The sequence below is a fragment of the Mesorhizobium sp. M0590 genome, assembly GCF_040320905.1.
In the GTDB taxonomy this organism is placed as follows: Bacteria; Pseudomonadota; Alphaproteobacteria; order Rhizobiales; family Rhizobiaceae; genus Mesorhizobium.
Genome location: NZ_JAMYQN010000008.1, coordinates 72,639 through 90,681, shown reverse-complemented (window position 1 = coordinate 90,681; position 18,043 = coordinate 72,639). Strand labels below are relative to the sequence as shown.

Here is an 18,043-nt window from a genome sequence, read left to right as displayed (position 1 = left end):
CTGTAGAACGTGACAGGTTGAGGCTTGCCGCGAATGCCTAAGACGGCCTTTGGCGCAAGGCCGTCAGGAAACGGTAGCCGGGCGCGAATGGTTGCTTTAAAAGCATCTGCTCCCACCGACTACGAGGCTGACCATGGCATTGAGAGCCGACGACCTGATCGACCGCCGCCGCTTGCGCCGCAAGCTGACATTCTGGCGTGTTGCGGCGATTATCGTCGCAGCAGCCGGACTGATCGCCTTCTCGGCATGGATCTATGGTGACGACTTCACCGGCGCGGCTGTCGACCACATCGCCAAGGTCAAGATCGAAGGTACCATCACCGAAGACGAAGAACTGATCAAGCGGCTGGAGGCAATCCGTCAGTCGCCGCGCGTCAAGGCTGTGATCCTGTCGATCGATTCACCCGGCGGCACCACCGTCGGTGGCGAGTCGATCTATGAGGCAGTGCGCAAGCTCGCCGCCGACAAGCCGGTGGTGGCCGAGGTCGGCACGCTCGCGGCTTCGGCGGGCTATATGATCGCCACCGCGGCCGACCATATTGTCGCACGCAAATCCTCGATCGTCGGCTCGATCGGCGTGCTGATCCAGTACCCGGACGTCAGCGGCCTCATGGACAAGCTCGGCGTCAAGCTGGAGGAGGTGAAATCCTCGCCCTTGAAGGCCTCGCCTTCTCCCTTCAAGCCGACCAATGACGATGAGCGCGCCATGGTCCGCAAGCTCATCCTCGACAGCTACGACTGGTTCGTCGGCATCGTCGCCGAGCGCCGCAACATGACCAAGCCGGAGGCGCTGGCGCTCGCAGACGGGTCGATCTTCACCGGCCGGCAGGCGGTCACCAACAGATTGATCGACGCGGTCGGCGGCGAGGCCGAAGCAATCGACTGGCTTGCAGGCAAGGGTGTCGATGCCAAGCTCAAGGTGGTGGAATGGAAGGACACGGAAAAACGTGGTGGTTTCCTGTTCTCCAAGGCGATGGCGCAGACCGTCGGTGCTGCGCTTGGCCTGCCCGGCCATGGCGGCGACGTCCTTCACGAAATTGGAGCGGACCGCTTGTTTCTTGACGGTCTCGTTTCCGTCTGGCACCCTTGAGGAACCGCTTGGGACGAGTGAAAAACCAAATAAAATCATTCTGATAATTTCGGCGGCACTGCTTTTACGGGGAGCCTTTTCATGATCAAATCCGAACTTGTGCAGATCATCGCCACGCGTAATCCGCATCTTTTCCTGCGCGACGTCGAAAACATTGTCAGCGCCATCTTCGATGAAATCACCGACGCGCTTGCCGAGGGCAACCGGGTCGAGTTGCGCGGCTTCGGCGCGTTTTCGGTGAAAAACCGCCCTGCCCGTACCGGCCGCAACCCGCGCACCGGCGAATCCGTAGAGGTCGAGGAGAAATGGGTACCGTTCTTCAAGACCGGCAAGGAATTGCGTGAAAGGCTGAACGGAGGCAAATAGGCGCGGCGCCCGCCACCGCTCCCGCCTTTTCTTCCGAACGGAAAAACATGTTCAATCGCTTTCTCCTCATCGTGGTTTTCGTGCCGCTGGCCGTCATCCTGATTGCGTTGGCCGTCGCCAACCGCGAACCGGTCGCCTTCACGCTCGATCCGTTCAACCCCGGCAATCCGGCGCTGACGCTGACCATGCCGCTCTTCATTTTCCTATTCCTGGCGCTGGCCATCGGCATGATCGTCGGCAGCCTGGCTACCTGGACCAAGCAGGGCCGCTACCGCAAGCTGGCGCGCCAGCGCGGCGCCGAGGCAGAGAACCTGCGCCAGGCGGTCAGCCGCGCGCCCACCGCGTCGCAGGGCCCAGCCTTGCCGAAGCCGACGAACTGAGCCGCGGCTCGGGCCTGAAGCACAACCGGCCTAGTTCTCCACGGAGCCTTTCATGCTGACCATTTCCGCCGCCGAGGTCGACCGCGCGCTGACCTTTTCCGGGCTGGTCGAGACGTTGCGCGCCGCTTTTCGCGATGGCGCCGTGCAGCCGGTCAGGCACCATCACACGGTTGAGCGGCCCGATGGCGCCGCCTCGACGCTGCTTTTGATGCCGGCCTGGACCGACTTCAACGCAGCCGGCACCTCGGCCGATGGCCATATCGGCGTCAAGATCGTCACCGTGTCGCCCGACAACAATGCCGTCGGCAAGCCCGCGGTGATGGGGCTTTACCTGTTGCTCGACGGCGCCACCGGCGAGCCTCAGGCCTTGATCGATGGCCAGCGGCTGACACAGTGGCGCACGGCCTGTGCGTCGGCGCTGGCCGCCTCCTATCTGGCCCGCGCGGACGCATCGCGGCTGCTGATAGTGGGCGCCGGCGCGCTGTCGCCGTTCCTTGCAAAGGCGCATTCGGCGGTACGTCCGATCAAGAACATCCGCATCTGGAACCGCACGCCGGCCAACGCCGAAAAGGTCGCGGCAAGATTGCGTGCCGAGGGTTTTGCGGCCGAAGCAGCAGGCGATCTCGACGCCGAACTCGGAAAGGCCGATATCGTGTCGTCGGCGACCATCACCACCATGCCACTGATCAAGGGCGCACTCTTGAATCCCGGCGCCCATGTCGATCTGGTTGGCGGCTTCACGCCGGCGATGCGCGAAAGCGACGACGACGCGATTGCACGCGCCCGGGTCTATGTCGACACCCGCGCCGGCGCCACCAAGGAGGCAGGCGATATCGTCCAGCCGCTGGCCTCCGGCGTTCTGAAGCCGGAAGCCATCGTCGCCGATCTCTATGAACTGGCGCGCGGCCAGAAAAAAGGCCGGCAGAACGACGATGACATCACGCTGTTCAAGTCGGTCGGCGCGGCCCTCGAGGACCTCGCCGCCGGCATTGCCGTGTATCGGGCAAGTGTAGGGCAGTAGGGCAGTAGGGCAGTAGGGCAGTAGGAAACCGTGCTAATCGTGCGGCGCCGCGCCTAGTGCTACTTTGCTCTCGCCTACTGCCCTACTGCCCTACTGCCTTTGCCAATAAACCCGCAGCCGGTGGCTGTCGGGATCAAGCGCGACGAAGGTGCGGCCGAAATCCATGTCGGTCGGCGTCTGCAGAATTTTCAGCCCGCGGCCGGCCCACTCGGCATGGGTGGCGTCGACGGCACCCGGCGTGTCCAGCGCAAAGACGATCTCGGCGCCACCGCCTGCTGCCGCGGCGGCCGGTTCCACGGTGTGACGCGACCAGAGGCCGAGCTTGAAGCCGTTGTCGAGCACGAACAGCACGAAGGTCGGCGAGGTCTCGACCGGCTGCCGCCCAAGCAGCGCGCTGTAGAAGGCGCCGCTTTGCTCAGGCTTGTCGACAAAGAGGATGACGAAATTGGGCGGTGTCATGAATTGCTCTCCAGATGGTTTCGACTGGAGGAGCATACCGTACGCCACTGCCAGATTCTGGCAGCAGTCTCAACTGAGCAGCAGCCTTAGCTTGGCGTGTCGAGCGTCGCCCGCCATTCTTTGAGCAGCACCTGACGGCGACGCGGATAGCGCATCTCGGTGGCATTGAGGCCGGATATCCGGTCGGCGCGAAAGTGCCTGAAATCCTGGCGCATCTCGCACCAGGCCGCGACGACGCGCACCTTGTCGAAGAAGCCGAGTGCGAACGGCCAGACGGTGCGCTCGGAGGCAGCGCCGCCGGCGTCGCGATAGACAAAGCTCAGCTTGCGCTCCTCGCGGATGGCCTGCCGCACCACGCCGAGATCGATGCCTTCGGTGACCTCGGTGCGCGACCCGACCAACAGCGTCGAGGCGTCGAGCTCTTCGCGCAAATCGTCCGGCAGCACCGCGGCGATCTTGGCCAGCGCGTCGGTGGCGGCGTTCGCAAGCCGCCAGTCCGGCTGCTTGGCCACCCAGCGCGAACCAAGCACGATCGCCTCGATCTCCTCATCGGTGAACATCAAGGGCGGCAGCATGAAACCGGGCCTGAGCACGTAACCCAACCCCGCCTCGCCCTCGATCGGCGCGCCCTGCCCCTGCAGCGTGGCGATATCGCGATAGAGCGTGCGGATCGACACACCCATTTCGCCCGCAAGGCTGCGGCCGCTGACCGGCCGGCGATGCCGGCGCAGGATCTGGATCAGGTCGAGCAGGCGTTCAGCACGGGACATGAATCATGACCTAGTTTCAATCACGATAGAGCCCCAGCACTTTCGGCGGCAAGCGACATGGTGGCGGACGGGAACGTCTGCGCCCTGACGCCGTTGTCTGGCCATTATGGATATACGCGGGTTGCTGTTGTTCTGGTCGGTTTTGACCGCCATCGTCGCTGCGCTCAGCCTCGGACCATCCTTCGCCCATGTGCTGGAATCGGTGCCGCGGCTGACCAGATGGCCGCCTTCGCTCTGGCGTGAAACCACTGTCTTCAACGCTCAGTTCCAATTCTTCGCGATTGTCGGCGCACCGCTGGACGTGGCCGCGATCGCCTGTCCGGGGCTTCTCGCCTGGATGCTGCGCAGCGACCGCCCGGCATTCTGGTGGATTTTGGCCGCCACCGTGCTTTTATCTGATGGCCCTCGTGGCGTGGTTTACCCTGGTCAAACCGGCAAACGATGTCCTGGCCACCTGGGTGCCTGGACCGATCCCGGACAATTTCGAAAGTATCCGGAGCAGCTGGGAAACCGGCCATATGGTCGTCACCGGCTTCAAGGCCGTTGGTTTCATAGCGCTCGCAGTCGGCCTGCTGTCGATCAGGCGCGGCTGATCCGGTTGCACACGTCGGCAGCCCTTTTGTTGCGCCGGTCAATGTGCTGTGGCAGAAGCGGCGAGCCGCCTTCCGGAGATGCGCCTTCTTGAAACCTTTTCGCGACAAACGCCGCGACAGCCGCCCGCCCGCGAAGGGCGGGGCGGAGCAGCCGCGGCGGCGCGACGCCGGCCTGACCGCCGGTTCGGAGCCTAAACTGCAGGACCGGTCCGAGCCGAAAGCCGCGCCGCGCCCTCTATCCCGCCGCGATGGCGCGCTGCCTGCCGAACATCTGCCGCTGATCCTCGAGGTCGGCGCCAATCAGGACTACGCGCTGCTCGACAGCGGCGCCGGAGAGAAACTCGAGCAATACGGCCCCTACCGCATCGTTCGGCCGGAGGGCCAGGCGATCTGGCAAAAGGCTTTGCCGGCCAGGGACTGGGAGCGCGCCGACGCCATTTTCACCGGCGATACCGACGAGGAAGGCATCGGCCGCTGGCGCTTCCCCAAGACGCCGCTCGGCGAGACCTGGCCGATGAAGCATGACGGCATAGATTATCTCGGCCGCTTCACTTCGTTTCGCCATGTCGGCGTCTTTCCCGAGCAGGCCTCGCACTGGGACCACATGGCCGGACTGATCGCGGCGGCAAAACGGCCGGTGAAGGTGTTGAACCTGTTCGGTTACACCGGCCTTGCCTCCTTGGTGGCGGCGCGTGCCGGCGCCGAGGTCACCCACGTCGATGCTTCCAAGAAGGCGATCGGGTGGGCGCGCGAAAACCAGGAAATGGCGGGCTTGTCGCAAAAGCCGATCCGCTGGATCGTCGACGATGCCGTGAAATTCGCCGAACGCGAGGAGCGCCGCGGCAGCCGTTACGACATCATCCTGTTCGACCCGCCCGCCTATGGCCGCGGACCGAAAGGCGAGGTCTGGCAGCTGTTCGAGGACCTGCCGGCGCTGACCGATATCTGCCGCGCGATCCTGACGCCGAAGCCGCTCGCCGTGGTACTGACCGCCTATTCGATCCGCGCCTCTTTTTTCGCCATCCATGCCCTGATGCGCGACACCTTCGCCGGCATGGGCGGCACGGTCGAGTCGGGTGAATTGATCATCCGCGAGAAATCTGCCGGTCGGGCGCTTTCGACCTCGCTGTTCTCACGCTGGGTGGCCTGAATGAGTGCGTACGAACGGCACGCGGGCGCGCCAGGGCAGGTGAAGGAAGTCACCAGCCTCGCCAACCCGCTGGTCAAGGCCATCAAGGCGCTCGCGCTGAAGAAATTCCGTGACCAGCAGAATGCCTTCATGGCCGAAGGCCTGAAGTTGGTCATCGACGCGCTCGATCTCGGCTGGTCGATCAGGACATTGGTCTTCGCCAAGGCCGGACGTGGCAATACGGCGGTTGAAAAGATCGCGGCGCGCACGGTCGCCGCCGGCGGCACCGTCCTTGAAGTTTCGGAAAAAGTGCTGGTCGCCATCACCCGCCGCGACAATCCGCAAATGGTCGTCGGCGTGTTCTCGCAGAAATTCCTGCCGTTGAAGGACATCCGCGTCCGTGACGGCGACGTCTGGGTGGCGCTCGACCGCGTCCGCGACCCCGGCAATCTCGGCACCGTCATCCGCACGGTCGACGCTGTCGGGGCCAGGGGCGTCATCTTGGTCGGCGAGACCACCGATCCCTTTTCGGTCGAAACGGTGCGCGCCACCATGGGCTCGATTTTCGCCGTGCCGGTCGCCAAGGCGTCGCCCGAAGCTTTTCTCGCCTGGCGAAAGAGCTTTCCCGGCCTCGTCGCCGGCACCCATCTGAAGGGTGCGGTCGACTACCGCTCGGTCGATTTTTCAAAAGGCCCGGTGCTTTTGATGATGGGTAACGAGCAGCAAGGCCTGCCTGACGAGCTTGCCGCAAACTGCGACAAACTGCTGCGGATACCGCAGGCCGGCCGCGCCGATTCGCTCAACCTTGCGGTGGCCACCGGCGTCATGCTGTTCGAGATCCGGCGCGGCGCGCTGAAGCTCGGCCCGGAGGATGCCCGATCGTGACGTCCCAAACCGTGAAACTGCAAACTATGAAGTCCTGGAGCCCCTACGCTTTTCTGGTTGTCGCCGCGATAGCGCTCGACCAGTGGCTGAAATATCTGGTCGAGACCGGCCTTGCCTTTCAGGAAAAGCTCGATCTCCTGCCTTTCCTGGCGCTGTACCGCACCTACAACACCGGCATCGCGTTTTCGCTGTTTTCGTCCTTCGGCGACACCGGCCTGGTGGTCGTCGCGGTTGTGGTGGTCGCTTTCGTGCTCTACCTTGCGGCCCGCACGCCGCCGGGCCACCTGCTTGCCCGCATCGGCTTCGCGCTGATCGTCGGCGGCGCGCTCGGCAATCTGATCGACCGCGCTATCTACGGTCATGTCATCGACTATATTCTGTTTCACACGCCGGTCTGGTCCTTCGCGATCTTCAACCTCGCCGATGCCTTCATTTCGGTCGGTGCCGTGCTGGTCGTCTTCGACGAACTCATTGGCTGGCGGCGCGGAGCGTCGAGCGATTGACCTCACTCGCCTGGCGCCGCACATTCTGATCTGCAAGCCCGAGGAGAAAAAATGCCCGAAACCTTCAAAGCCATCCTCGTTTCGCGTGACGCCGAGAAAAACCAGTCAGTCGCGGTGACCGAGCTTACCGAGGCAGACCTGATGGAGGGCGACGTCACCGTCGCGGTCGAGGCGACGACGGTGAACTACAAGGACGGTCTTGCAATTACCGGCAAGGCGCCGGTAATCCGCCGCTGGCCGCTGGTGCCGGGCATCGATTTCGCCGGCACCGTCATCTCGTCTTCCAATCCTGACTGGCGCAAGGGTGAAAAGGTCATATTGAACGGCTGGGGCGTCGGCGAGACGCATTTCGGCGCCTTTGCAGGGCGCGCTCGCGTCAAGGGCGACTGGCTGGTGCCGTTGCCGGACGGCATGAGCCCGCATGATGCGATGGCGGTCGGCACCGCCGGCTACACCGCCATGCTTTGCGTCATCGCGCTGGAGCGCCACGGCATCGTGCCCGACCGCGGCCCGGTGGTGGTGACGGGCGCTGCCGGTGGCGTCGGCTCGGTCGCGGTCTCGATCCTGTCCAGCCTCGGCTATCACGTCATCGCCTCGACCGGCCGCGCTGCCGAAAGTCCCTATCTGATCGACCTCGGCGCCGCGGAAGTGATTTCACGCGACGAGCTCACCCAGCCGGCAAAACCGCTCGCCAAGGAACGCTGGGCCGGCGGCGTCGATGCGGTCGGCAGTCACACGCTGGCCAACGTTCTGTCGATGACCTCCTATGGCGGCGCCGTCGCCGCTTGCGGCCTCGCCGGCGGCATGGACCTGCCGGCAAGCGTCGCCCCCTTCATCCTGCGCGGCGTCTCGCTGCTCGGCATCGATTCGGTGATGGCGCCGAAGGCGGTCCGCCTCGAGGCCTGGCGCCGCATCGGCGCCGATCTTGACCACGCAAAGCTTGCCAGCCTGTCGACGAGCATCGGCTTCGACGGCATCATCGGCGCCGCGCATGACATCGTCGAGGGCAAGATCCGCGGCCGCGTGGTGGTGGATATGTGAGCCCCCAAGGGATAAAAAAGAGCGTGACCGCTAAAATTCGAGCGATCAACCACAACCTTCGATAAGCTCTCTCTGGCAGGAGTTCCGTATGATTGCGGAACCCGGCATCAGAGAGGCGGAACCAGCCGAACGGGCCGACGGGACGGCCCCCGCGGCGCCAGGACGGCAGCTTGTCGACGCGCCACCGCTGGCGCCGGAACTGCCGGCCTCCAACCGCGAAGGCCTGCCCTTCCTGACGCTCGTCGCCATCGTCGTGCTGGCAGGCTTTTCGCATCTGACCGGGGCGCCGATCTTCATCACCATCGGCCTTTTGGCGACAGCCATCGCCGGGCTCGCCATGCATCTGCGCAACAGGCGCACCGAGCGCCGCGCGGTGGCCCTGCTCGATGCCACGACCGCCCGCAGCCGCGCCGAAATCGAGACGCTGGCCGACCGCATGTGGGAGATGCAGGAGAGCGAGGAGCGCTTTCGCGGGCTGATCGATGCACTCGGCGATCTCGTCGTCCATCGTGACCGCGACGGCCACATTGTCTACGCCAACAAGGTTTTCGCCGACCTTGTCGAAACCGACCAGCGCGACCTTGCCGGCAAGACCCTGGCCGAACTAGGCATCGATGTCGGCATCGTCCCCGACGCCGCGTTTTCCGACCATGAATGCCTGAGTTCCACCGACGTCGCCATTCGCACGCCGGACGGCCCACGCTGGTTCTCTTGGATCGAGCTGTCGGTGCGCGACAAGGACAGCGGCGCCGTTTCGCATCGCGCCATCGCCCGCGACATCACCGCTCGCAAGCGCGCCGAATCCTCGCTGATCACCGCCCGCGAGCGGGCCGAATATGCGAGCCAGGCCAAATCGCGCTTCCTCGCCACCGTCAGCCACGAGATCCGCACTCCGATGAACGGCATCATGGGCATGGCCCGGCTTCTCGCCGACACCAGCCTTTCGCCCGAGCAGCGGACCTATGTCGGCGCCATCTCGACCTCGGCCAGCGCGCTGCTGGCGCTGATCGAGGACCTGCTCGATTACTCGAAGATCGAGGCCGGCCGCTTCGATCCCGAACCGCAGCCGATGTCGGTGCGTGAGATCGCCGACAACGTCATCGAACTCTTGGCGGCGCGGGCTTTTGCCAAGGATATCGGCCTCGGCTGCCATGTCGAACCCGACGTGCCGCAGCTGATCACCGCCGACCCCGGCAGGGTCAGGCAGGTGCTGCTCAATCTCATCGGCAACGCCGTCAAGTTCACCGACAGCGGCGGCGTCCTGGCAAGCATCGCCCGCGTCCGCACCGAAACCACCGACCGCATCCGCTTCACCATCGCTGATACCGGCCCCGGTCTGCGCGAGGAGGACATGGAGCGCATCTTCGAGGACTTCGAACAGGCTGACGGCACCTCGACCCGTGCGCATGGCGGTGCCGGCCTCGGTCTCGCCATTTCCAAGCGCCTGGTGACCGCCATGGGCGGCACTATCTCTGTGTCGAGCCGGCTTGGCCAGGGGTCCGAATTCGTCTTCGATATTCCCGCTATTTCCGCCGTCGAGGCGCCGCAGATCCGCCAGGACGCGCTGTCGGGCCGGCATGCGGTGATCGTGTCGAAGAACCTGGTCGAGGCCGAAGCCCTCGCCCGCACCATTCGCGCCAATGGCGGCACGGTCGATCTGGCCACCGCCGCCGCCCAGGCCACCGCTTTCGCCGAGGGCTGTGACGTGCTTCTGATCGATGCTGCCATGGAGCAAAGCGACGGCAGGCTGCTCAGGCGCCTGCGCCAGAGCGGATTTGCCGATTGCGAGGCAGTGACGCTGATCGCGCCGACCGACCGCGGCATGCTTGGCGAGTTCCGTGCCAATGGTTACGCCACCTTCCTTGCGAGGCCGGTGCGCGGCGAGACATTGCTGCGCGTGCTTTTGACCAGCCATGCACCGGTCATCGCCGAGCCGCAACTGCAAAGGCGCGGCGCGCAGGCGGGGCACGCCATTGGCGCCCGCCAGCAGGGCCTGTCGGTGCTGATCGCCGAGGACAACGACATCAACGCCATGCTGGCCCGCGCCACGCTGCTGAAGGCCGGGCATCGCGTGAAAGTGGTCGGCAACGGCAAGGCCGCGGTCGAGGCGGTCATCAGCACCGGCCACAAGCACCGCTACGACGTGGTGCTGATGGACTTGCACATGCCTGTCATGGACGGTCTGGACGCCATCGCCGCCATCCGCCGCCATGAGGAGGAGACCGCGGTGCCGCCGGTGCCGATCATGGTGCTGTCGGCCGACAGCCAGGAAAAGACCCGCCACGCCGTGCTCGCTCACGGTGCCAGCGGCTTCGTCACCAAGCCGCTCGACCCCGATGCCCTGGTTCATGCGGTCGAAGGGCAAGCGGCCGCCTGAGGCACAACATAGACGGTTGATAGATTGCCCAGCCGACGAAGTATTGCCCGCAGAGCCGTATCACGGTACTGTCACAATCCTGTTGCACCTACACCGTATCCCCGTGCCAAGAGGGATGGCTCGAAGGAGAATCACTCGTGCATACAGTCATGCCGGAATGTGATGCTCGGCCGAACGCCAGCGGGCCTTTGCTCGTCGGCCGGAACGCCGATGCCGTCATAAAAGGCGCATCGCTCGGCCGCATCGGCAATCTCGAAGTGCGGCTCGCCCGCAACGAGGCCGAGATCGCTGCCGCGCAGGAAGTGCGCTACCGGGTGTTCTACGACGAGCTTGGCGCCAGGAAGGACCTGTTTCAGATGCAGGACCGCCGCGATGCCGACCGCTTCGATCCCGTCTGCGATCATCTGCTGGTCTTCGATACTTCGCTTTCCGGCCCCGAGCATCGCCGCATCGTCGGCACCTACCGCCTGCTGCGGCAGGAGATTGCCGCGGCCGCCGGCGGTTTCTATTCCGAAGGTGAATTCGAGCTGACCAAGCTGATCGCGCGGCATCCCGGCCAGCGCTTCCTCGAGCTCGGCCGCTCCTGCGTTCTGCCGGAATACCGCTCGAAGCGCACCATCGAGGCGCTGTGGCAAGGCATCTGGGCCTATATCAATCATTACGGCATCGGCGTGATGACCGGCTGCGCGTCGTTCCACGGCACCGTGCCGGCGGCACATGCAGAGGCGCTGACCTATCTTGCCCACCACTGCCGGACGAATTCATCCTGGGACGTGCGTGCCGTCGCCGGGCGCTATTGTTCCATGGATCTGATGCCGATCGAGGCGGTCAATACCAAGGCGGCGATCGCCGCGATGCCGCCACTGGTCAAGGGCTATCTGCGCGTCGGCGCGCGCATTGGCGACGGTTGCGTCATCGACCGTGAATTCTCGACGGTCGACGTGTTCGTGGTGATGCCGGTCAAGGAGATCGGTGCCCGCTACGTCAATTATTATGGTGGAGAAGCGCAGCGGTTTGCGGCGTGAATAGTGAATAGTGAATAGTGAATAGTGAATAGTGAATAGAACATAGCACTGACTGCTGGAGCAGCAATTGGCTACTCACTACTAACCATTCACTATTGACCATTCACCCATTCACGCATCTTTCTCAGCCTGCTCGTTGACCGGCCCCGGCTCGACTGGCGCTTCGCTCGCCACATGCTTGGGGCCGCCCTTAGCGACGCCGACCATGGCGGGCCGCAGAACACGCTCGCCGATCGAATAGCCGGGCTGCACGACCTGCACGACCGTGTTGGCCGGTACGTCGGGATTGGGCACCTCGAACATCGCCTGGTGGAAATTCGGATCGAATTTCTCGCCCTCGGGCTCGAGCTTCTTCACGCCGTGGCGTTCCAGCGCCGACAGCATGGCGCGCTCGGTGATCTCGACGCCGTCGATCAGCGCCTTGAAGCCGGCATCGCCCGAAGCCTTGGCCTCCTCCGGGATGGCATCCAGCGCACGGCGCAGATTGTCTGACACCGAAAGCATGTCGCGGGCAAAATTGGCAACCGCATAGGCGCGCGCGTCGTGGACGTCGCGGGCGGTGCGGCGACGCAAGTTCTCCATGTCGGCCGCGACGCGCAGCGCGCGATCCTTCAGCTCTTCGTTTTCCTTCAGAAGCCGCACAAGCGCTTCATAGTCGCCGTCGACGCCACCTTCCCTTGGCTCCGCGGCAGCCTCGGTCTTCTCGGCTTCATCGGGCGCGCGTTCGTCTTTTGCCTGGTCGCTCATCGCCGTTTCCCGTCATTTTCGAATGGTGTGGATTTGCGCCCGATATCGAGGTTTAGCGGCCAAAAATCAAGGGGCAAGCGATACTGCAGCCGCTGTCGCTGATTGATGGCGGACGGCGCAGACCTTTCGATTTTAATTCAAACTTTACCGTACCCGACGTCTTTGCTTGCCGGGACACTACAATGCGGGAACCATTCCTCCCTTGGAAGAGTTTCGAAGCCGACACAGGATTTTGGATGATGCCCCGCAGGAATGGCGAAAAACGCGATGGGCTCGCCGCCGATATCCGGCGCCAGCTCGGCACCGAGGCGACCAAGCGCTTTCTGCGCACCTTGCCGGCCTTCCGCACGGAGTCCGATATTCCCGACCGTCTGAAGGAATTGCTCGACCGCCTGGACGGCGTGGAAGCCAAGGTGGTCGCAGGCGGGCGCCGTCGGTAGACACCATTGCAGGCCGTGCGCCCGGCGACTGCGGCCATCAATTCCTCGCCATCGCGCGACATTTACCCGCAGTAACTTTGCGTGATCGCCGGCTTGCGGCAGCGCGCTGCTCCGCCTATGTTTCATGATGAACATGATTTCCCCCGAAGCTGTGGCAAACAGCAAGCGCGCCTGGTTGAAAATCCTGTCGCGCTATAAAAAGCCCGACAGGCGTCGCAGCGCCGTCGAACTCGCCATCACCCTCATCCCCTTCGCCACGCTGTGGACATTGTCCTCGGCCGCTTATGCCTATGGCCATTGGTGGGGTCTGGTCCTCATCCTTCCAGCCGCCGGCTTTCTGGTGCGGATCTTCATGATCCAGCACGATTGCGGCCACGGCTCCTTCTTTGCCAATCGCTATGCCGACGACTGGATCGGCCGCGTCCTTGGCGTGCTGACGCTGACGCCCTACGATTGCTGGCGCCGCGCCCACGCAACCCATCACGCCAGCGCCGGCAATCTCGACGAGCGCGGCACCGGCGACATCAAGACACTGACCGTCGCCGAATACCGGCAACTGTCGTGGCGGGGCCGGCTCGCCTATCGCCTCTATCGCCATCCGCTGGTGATGTTCGGCCTTGGCCCGATCTGGATTTTCATTTTCGAGCAGAGACTGCCCTTGGGCATGATGCGGGGCGGCCTCACCCCTTGGGTGTCGTCGATGTCGACCAACCTAGCCATCACGGTCATAGCCGCGCTGCTCATCTGGTTCGTTGGCCCCGGCGCGTTTCTGGTCGTGCATTTGCCGATCGTCATCCTCGCCGGATCGGCCGGCATCTGGCTGTTCTATGTCCAGCATCAGTTCGAAGAGACGGAGTGGACAAAGGACTCCGAGTGGGAATTCCAGCACGCTGCCCTGCACGGTTCGTCCTATTACGACCTGCCGCCGGTGCTGAACTGGATCACCGGCAATATCGGCGTCCACCACGTGCACCACCTCTCGGCCAAGGTGCCATGCTACCGGCTTCCGGAAGTGCTGAGGGACTATCCGGAGCTGCGTGAGATCGGCCGCGTCACACTCCTCGACAGCCTGCGCTGCGTCAAGCTGGCGCTGTGGGACGAGAGCCGCAGCAAGCTGGTATCGTTCCGCGAAGCGCGGATGGCCGTGTAGACGTACCGCCGCACCTAAAGCGCGTCGCGCTCGACCGGCCTCATGCGACGCGCTTTAGGTTCTTGTTTATGCATGCCGTTATCGCAAAACCGCTGAACACTTTTGCGCGACATGCGTTAGGGGTGCGGCGGGCTCCACATTCCGAGCTTAAGCCGCCTGGCGCTGGTCGCGCATCAGGATCTCGCCCTGGCGGATCTCGGTGCCCAGCACTTTCAGGCATTCGCGCATGAACGCGGCAAGGCCCGGCCAGCCCTTGGCCGACACCAGATTGCCGTCGACATGGGCGCCGGTCGGCGCAACATCGATATAGATGCCGCCGGCCAGCGTGACTTCCGGCTCGCAATACTGCAGCGCCGCGACTTCGCGGCCGCGCACCACGCCGTCGACCGCGATCAGGATCTGCACGCCGTGGCAGATGGTGAAGATCGGTTTTCCCGTCTCATGGAAATGCCGCACCAGCGCCTGCACGCGCTTGTCGATGCGGATATATTCCGGCCCGCGCCCGCCCGCCGCGTAGACGGCGTCGTATTCGGCCGGGTTGACCTCGGAAAACGTCTTGTTGAGAATGTAGTCGTGGCCGAGCTTTTCCGTATAGGTCTGGTGGCCCTCGAAGTCGTGCAGCGAGGTCTTCAGGATATCGCCGGCCTTCTTGTCGGGGCAAACGACATGGACGGTGTGGCCCACCGCATGCATGGCCTGTTCAAAGACGAAAATCTCGTACTCCTCGCTGAACTCGCCAACGAGCATCAATATCTTCTTGCCAGCCATACCCGGTTCCTCCCTTGTGGCCACATTTATTCGGATCGCGAAATAATGGGTCTATCCTAAGGCGGAGAGGCGCAAAATAAAAGGTTGAATCTGGAATGTGGTCCGACCAGAAGGCTTCTGGCCCTCTGGAGCGGATCAGCCGGCGCGCACCCGCCGCCAGGAATATTTCGGGCCTTTGGCCTCCGGCTTCACCGCCGGCTGATAGAACAGCGGCAGTCCGCCTGTGCGGCCTTGCTCGAGCCGCTTCAGCAGCACCGGGTGCGATATCTCGAATTCATCGAAGCCGACGCGCAGCATATGCGGCAGCTGATCAATCAGCACCTGCCCGGTGGCGCGCATAGCGCCTGCAAAATGATAACGGCTGCGCAGCAATTCGCCCTTGGAGAACGAGCGGCCGTCATTGAACGCCGGAAACGCCAGCGCCACCAGTGACAGCTGATCGAGCAGGCCTGCGATCTTTTCGAGCTGATCGCCGGGCTGCAGCAGCACACCGATGCGCTCCTTCGCCGACCGCCGCACCTCCGGATCGAGGCCGAGAAACGCCTGCAACGGCAGGATGAAACGGCCATTGCCGACCAGCGCCTCGGCGCTTTCGGCATGAACCCACTCGTCCTCGCGGAACCCATCCGGTGTCCACAGCCGCATTGCGTTTTCGGCTATCAAGTCGCTCATCAAGAAAATTCCCAAGTCCACAATATTCTCAAATTCAAAACACCCCGGGGTGTGTCGAGATTCAGGTCAGGCCAAGCCGAAGCCGACGGCGGGCGCGAAGCGACCAAACTGGGTGGCTTCCGAGAACCGGAGCGGAGCGTACTTTGGGTACGTGAGCGCCGGAAGCGCAGGAAGCCGCCGTTTGCAGGCCGGCTGAATATCAACATATCCTAAAGCGAGGCGTCGGTCAGCGACCTTTCCAGCCCCGACAAGTGGATGCCGCATTCGGTCTTGGCGTGCCCGGCCCAGCGGCCGCTGCGCGCGTCGTCGCCCGGCTGCACCGGCTGCGTGCATGGGAAGCAGCCGATCGACAGATAGCCATAGGCGACCAGCGGGTTTTCACGCAGCGCATGTGCGCGCATGTAGCCGGCCTGGTCCGATGTCGTCCAGTGCGCCAGCGGATTGATGCGGATGCGCGAGCCGACCGCCTCGAACACTGGCAGCGCTGCCCGGGTCGCCGCCTGGAAGCGCTTGCGGCCGGTGAACCAGGCGCGGAACGGCTCGACGCCGCGCGCCAGCGGCTCGACCTTGCGGACGTCGCAGCAGGCGTCGGTGTCGGTCTCGTTCAGATTGCCGGTCGGGTCGATCCTTGCCAGCGCCGCATCGTCGGGCCTGATCACCCGGATATCGCTCAGCCCGAAATCGGCGGCCAGCGCGTCACGATAGCCGAGCGTCTCCTCGAAATGCTTGCCGGTGTCGAGAAAGATCACCGGCAGCGTGCGGTCGATCTCGGCGATCATGTGCAGCAGCACCGCCGAATCCGCGCCGAAGGACGAGACGGCGGCGATTTCGCCGTGAAAGAACTCCCGGGTCGACCGCTCGATGATCTCCAGCGGCTTCAGATGGCCGTAGAGCGCGTCGAGACCCGCCGCTTGGGCGGCGATGCCGGCCTCGACGTCGACAATACGGTCAAGCGGCCTTGGCTTCGCCAGCATAGAGCGCCTCCTTGAACGGCGCGGGACCGACTCGGCGGTAGGCGTCGATGAATCTTTCGTTTCTGTCCAGCCGAAGCCCGAGATAGGTCTCGACGATCTGCTCGATGGCATCGGTGATCTCTTCCGAACTGAAGCCGCGGCCGATGATCTCGCCGACCGAGGTGTTCTCGTCGGCCGAGCCGCCGAGCGTCACCTGGTAGAGCTCGGCGCCTTTCTTCTCGACCCCGAGGATGCCGATATGGCCGACATGGTGATGGCCGCAGGCATTGATGCAGCCGGAAATCTTCAGCTTCAATTCGCCGATCTCGCGCTGGCGCTCCAGTGAGGCGAAGCGCCGCGAGATTTCCTGCGCCACGGGAATCGAGCGCGCCGTTGCCAGCGCGCAATAGTCGAGGCCGGGGCAGGAGATGATGTCGCTGATCAGGTTGGAATTGGCCGTCGCCAGCCCGATATCGACAAGCGCGTCATAGACCGCCTTGAGGTCGGCCCGCGCCACATGCGGCAGGATCAGGTTCTGCTCGTGGCTGACGCGCAGCTCGTCGAAGGAATATTTTTCGGCAATGTCGGCGACCGCTTCCATCTGGCTGTCGGAGGCATCGCCCGGCGTCTCGCCGATGCCCTTGAGCGAGATGGTCACCGCCGCGTAGTCGGGATGGCGATGGGTGACCACATTCTGGTCCAGCCATTCGGAAAAGCTCTTGGAGTCGAGGCGGGCAAGCTTGACCGCCTCATCGCCTTCCGGCCGGTCGACAAGCGGAGGCGGCGCGAAATAGGCGTCGATGGCGCGGATGTCTTCTTCCGGCAGCCTCAGCTCGGCGTCCTTCAACTCCTGCCATTCGGCCTCGACCTGGCGGGTGATCTCCTCGACGCCGGTCTCATGGACCAGGATCTTGATGCGCGCCTTGAACTTGTTGTCGCGACGGCCGTAGAGGTTGTAAACGCGCAGGATCGCCGTGCAGTAGGACAACAGATCCGCTTCGGGCAGGAAATCGCGGATCTTCTTGGCGACCATCGGCGTGCGGCCCTGGCCGCCGCCGACATAGACGGCGAAACCGAGCTCGCCGGCAGCGTTCTTCTTCAGATGCAGGCCGATGTCGTGCGTCTGGATGGCGGCGCGGTCGCGCTCGGCGCCGGTCACCGCGATCTTGAATTTTCGCGGCAGGAACGAGAATTCCGGATGCACCGACGACCATTGCCGCAGGATTTCGGCATAGGGGCGCGGATCGGCAACCTCGTCAGCGGCGGCGCCGGCGAAGTGGTCGGCGGTGACGTTGCGGATGCAATTGCCGCTGGTCTGGATGGCGTGCATCTCGACGCTTGCCAGATCGGCCAGGATCGCCGGGATGTCCGACAGCGCCGGCCAGTTGAACTGGATGTTCTGGCGCGTCGTGAAATGGCCGTAACCCTTGTCGTATTTGCGGGCGATGTGGCCGAGCATGCGCAGCTGCTTGCTGTTCAGCGTGCCGTAGGGCACCGCGATGCGCAGCATGTAGGCATGCAGTTGCAGATAGACGCCGTTCATCAGCCGCAGCGGCCGGAACTGGTCCTCGGTGATCTCGCCGGCAAGGCGCCGCGCGACCTGGTCGCTGAACTCGGCGACGCGGGCCTTGACGAAATCGTGGTCGAACTCATCATAACGGTACATATTCAGGT

The 18,043-nt window shown here is 63.9% G+C and carries 20 protein-coding genes; 13 read left to right on the top strand and 7 right to left on the bottom strand.

The annotated features are described in order from the left end of the window. Positions 1-133 precede the first annotated feature (133 nt). The 4 genes from sppA (at position 134) to lhpI (ending at position 2,857) form a co-directional block, all read left to right on the top strand. A complete protein-coding gene (gene sppA, locus NKI52_RS15355) occupies positions 134-1,090 on the top strand; it encodes a signal peptide peptidase SppA (protein WP_352568227.1) in 957 nt (318 codons plus the stop codon). Between the two features lie 81 nt (positions 1,091-1,171). Beyond that, complete coding sequence (locus NKI52_RS15350; RefSeq protein WP_023675261.1) at positions 1,172-1,456, top strand: integration host factor subunit beta; 285 nt, start codon at positions 1,172-1,174, stop codon at positions 1,454-1,456. Positions 1,457-1,503: 47 nt separating this feature from the next. Next, positions 1,504-1,836 (top strand): LapA family protein, encoded by a 333-nt coding sequence (locus tag NKI52_RS15345; protein ID WP_023675260.1) that lies wholly within the window; start codon positions 1,504-1,506, stop codon positions 1,834-1,836. A gap of 52 nt (positions 1,837-1,888) precedes the next feature. Further along, positions 1,889-2,857: a bifunctional Delta(1)-pyrroline-2-carboxylate/Delta(1)-piperideine-2-carboxylate reductase gene (lhpI, locus tag NKI52_RS15340; RefSeq protein ID WP_352568228.1), complete on the top strand. Its 969-nt coding sequence runs from the start codon at positions 1,889-1,891 to the stop codon at positions 2,855-2,857. Between the two features lie 90 nt (positions 2,858-2,947). On the opposite strand, the gene NKI52_RS15335 is transcribed toward lhpI, so the two are convergent. Further along, the gene (locus NKI52_RS15335) at positions 2,948-3,316 is read right to left on the bottom strand and encodes a VOC family protein (protein WP_352568229.1); all 369 of its coding nucleotides are present in this window, start codon (positions 3,314-3,316) and stop codon (positions 2,948-2,950) included. A gap of 86 nt (positions 3,317-3,402) precedes the next feature. Further along, on the bottom strand, positions 3,403-4,086 hold the full coding sequence (locus tag NKI52_RS15330; RefSeq protein WP_352468341.1) for a helix-turn-helix transcriptional regulator: 684 nt from the start codon (positions 4,084-4,086) through the stop codon (positions 3,403-3,405). Positions 4,087-4,207: 121 nt separating this feature from the next. On the opposite strand from NKI52_RS15330, the gene NKI52_RS15325 reads away from it, so the two are divergent. From NKI52_RS15325 to olsB, 7 genes are all read left to right on the top strand, one after another. Next, on the top strand, positions 4,208-4,771 hold the full coding sequence (locus tag NKI52_RS15325; RefSeq protein WP_352698495.1) for a hypothetical protein: 564 nt from the start codon (positions 4,208-4,210) through the stop codon (positions 4,769-4,771). Next, entirely contained in the window at positions 4,768-5,829 is a 1,062-nt protein-coding gene (locus NKI52_RS15320; RefSeq protein ID WP_352568231.1) for an RsmD family RNA methyltransferase, read from the top strand. The genes NKI52_RS15325 and NKI52_RS15320 overlap by 4 nt, the downstream gene beginning before the upstream one ends. Then, a complete protein-coding gene (locus tag NKI52_RS15315; protein WP_352568233.1) occupies positions 5,830-6,693 on the top strand; it encodes a TrmH family RNA methyltransferase in 864 nt (287 codons plus the stop codon). A gap of 26 nt (positions 6,694-6,719) precedes the next feature. Further along, positions 6,720-7,196, top strand: a complete 477-nt coding sequence (gene lspA, locus NKI52_RS15310) for a signal peptidase II (RefSeq protein ID WP_352588495.1) — start codon at positions 6,720-6,722, stop codon at positions 7,194-7,196. A gap of 51 nt (positions 7,197-7,247) precedes the next feature. Continuing rightward, positions 7,248-8,237, top strand: coding sequence for an acrylyl-CoA reductase (NADPH) (acuI, locus tag NKI52_RS15305; protein WP_352698492.1), 990 nt, complete (start codon positions 7,248-7,250; stop codon positions 8,235-8,237). 88 nt (positions 8,238-8,325) lie between these two features. After that, entirely contained in the window at positions 8,326-10,614 is a 2,289-nt protein-coding gene (locus tag NKI52_RS15300) for a PAS domain-containing hybrid sensor histidine kinase/response regulator (RefSeq protein ID WP_352698490.1), read from the top strand. A gap of 149 nt (positions 10,615-10,763) precedes the next feature. Next, complete coding sequence (gene olsB, locus NKI52_RS15295) at positions 10,764-11,639, top strand: l-ornithine N(alpha)-acyltransferase (RefSeq protein ID WP_352698614.1); 876 nt, start codon at positions 10,764-10,766, stop codon at positions 11,637-11,639. A gap of 111 nt (positions 11,640-11,750) precedes the next feature. Here the strand turns inward: olsB and grpE are convergent, their stop codons facing one another. Continuing rightward, entirely contained in the window at positions 11,751-12,386 is a 636-nt protein-coding gene (gene grpE, locus NKI52_RS15290) for a nucleotide exchange factor GrpE (protein WP_023675250.1), read from the bottom strand. Positions 12,387-12,622: 236 nt separating this feature from the next. Between grpE and NKI52_RS15285 the strand changes: the two genes are divergently transcribed. Together NKI52_RS15285 and NKI52_RS15280 are read left to right on the top strand one after the other, a co-directional pair. Continuing rightward, on the top strand, positions 12,623-12,826 hold the full coding sequence (locus NKI52_RS15285; protein WP_023675249.1) for a hypothetical protein: 204 nt from the start codon (positions 12,623-12,625) through the stop codon (positions 12,824-12,826). Between the two features lie 127 nt (positions 12,827-12,953). Further along, complete coding sequence (locus NKI52_RS15280) at positions 12,954-13,976, top strand: fatty acid desaturase (RefSeq protein ID WP_352568236.1); 1,023 nt, start codon at positions 12,954-12,956, stop codon at positions 13,974-13,976. A 147-nt stretch (positions 13,977-14,123) separates the two neighbouring features. Here the strand turns inward: NKI52_RS15280 and NKI52_RS15275 are convergent, their stop codons facing one another. The 4 genes from NKI52_RS15275 to NKI52_RS15260 form a co-directional block, all read right to left on the bottom strand. Next, positions 14,124-14,744 (bottom strand): DJ-1/PfpI family protein, encoded by a 621-nt coding sequence (locus tag NKI52_RS15275; protein WP_352468335.1) that lies wholly within the window; start codon positions 14,742-14,744, stop codon positions 14,124-14,126. 135 nt (positions 14,745-14,879) lie between these two features. Next, positions 14,880-15,416 (bottom strand): DUF934 domain-containing protein, encoded by a 537-nt coding sequence (locus tag NKI52_RS15270; RefSeq protein WP_352568237.1) that lies wholly within the window; start codon positions 15,414-15,416, stop codon positions 14,880-14,882. Between the two features lie 209 nt (positions 15,417-15,625). Further along, positions 15,626-16,390 (bottom strand): phosphoadenylyl-sulfate reductase, encoded by a 765-nt coding sequence (locus NKI52_RS15265; RefSeq protein ID WP_352448339.1) that lies wholly within the window; start codon positions 16,388-16,390, stop codon positions 15,626-15,628. After that, entirely contained in the window at positions 16,365-18,035 is a 1,671-nt protein-coding gene (locus NKI52_RS15260) for a nitrite/sulfite reductase (RefSeq protein ID WP_352568238.1), read from the bottom strand. The genes NKI52_RS15265 and NKI52_RS15260 overlap by 26 nt, the downstream gene beginning before the upstream one ends. Positions 18,036-18,043: the final 8 nt, after the last annotated feature.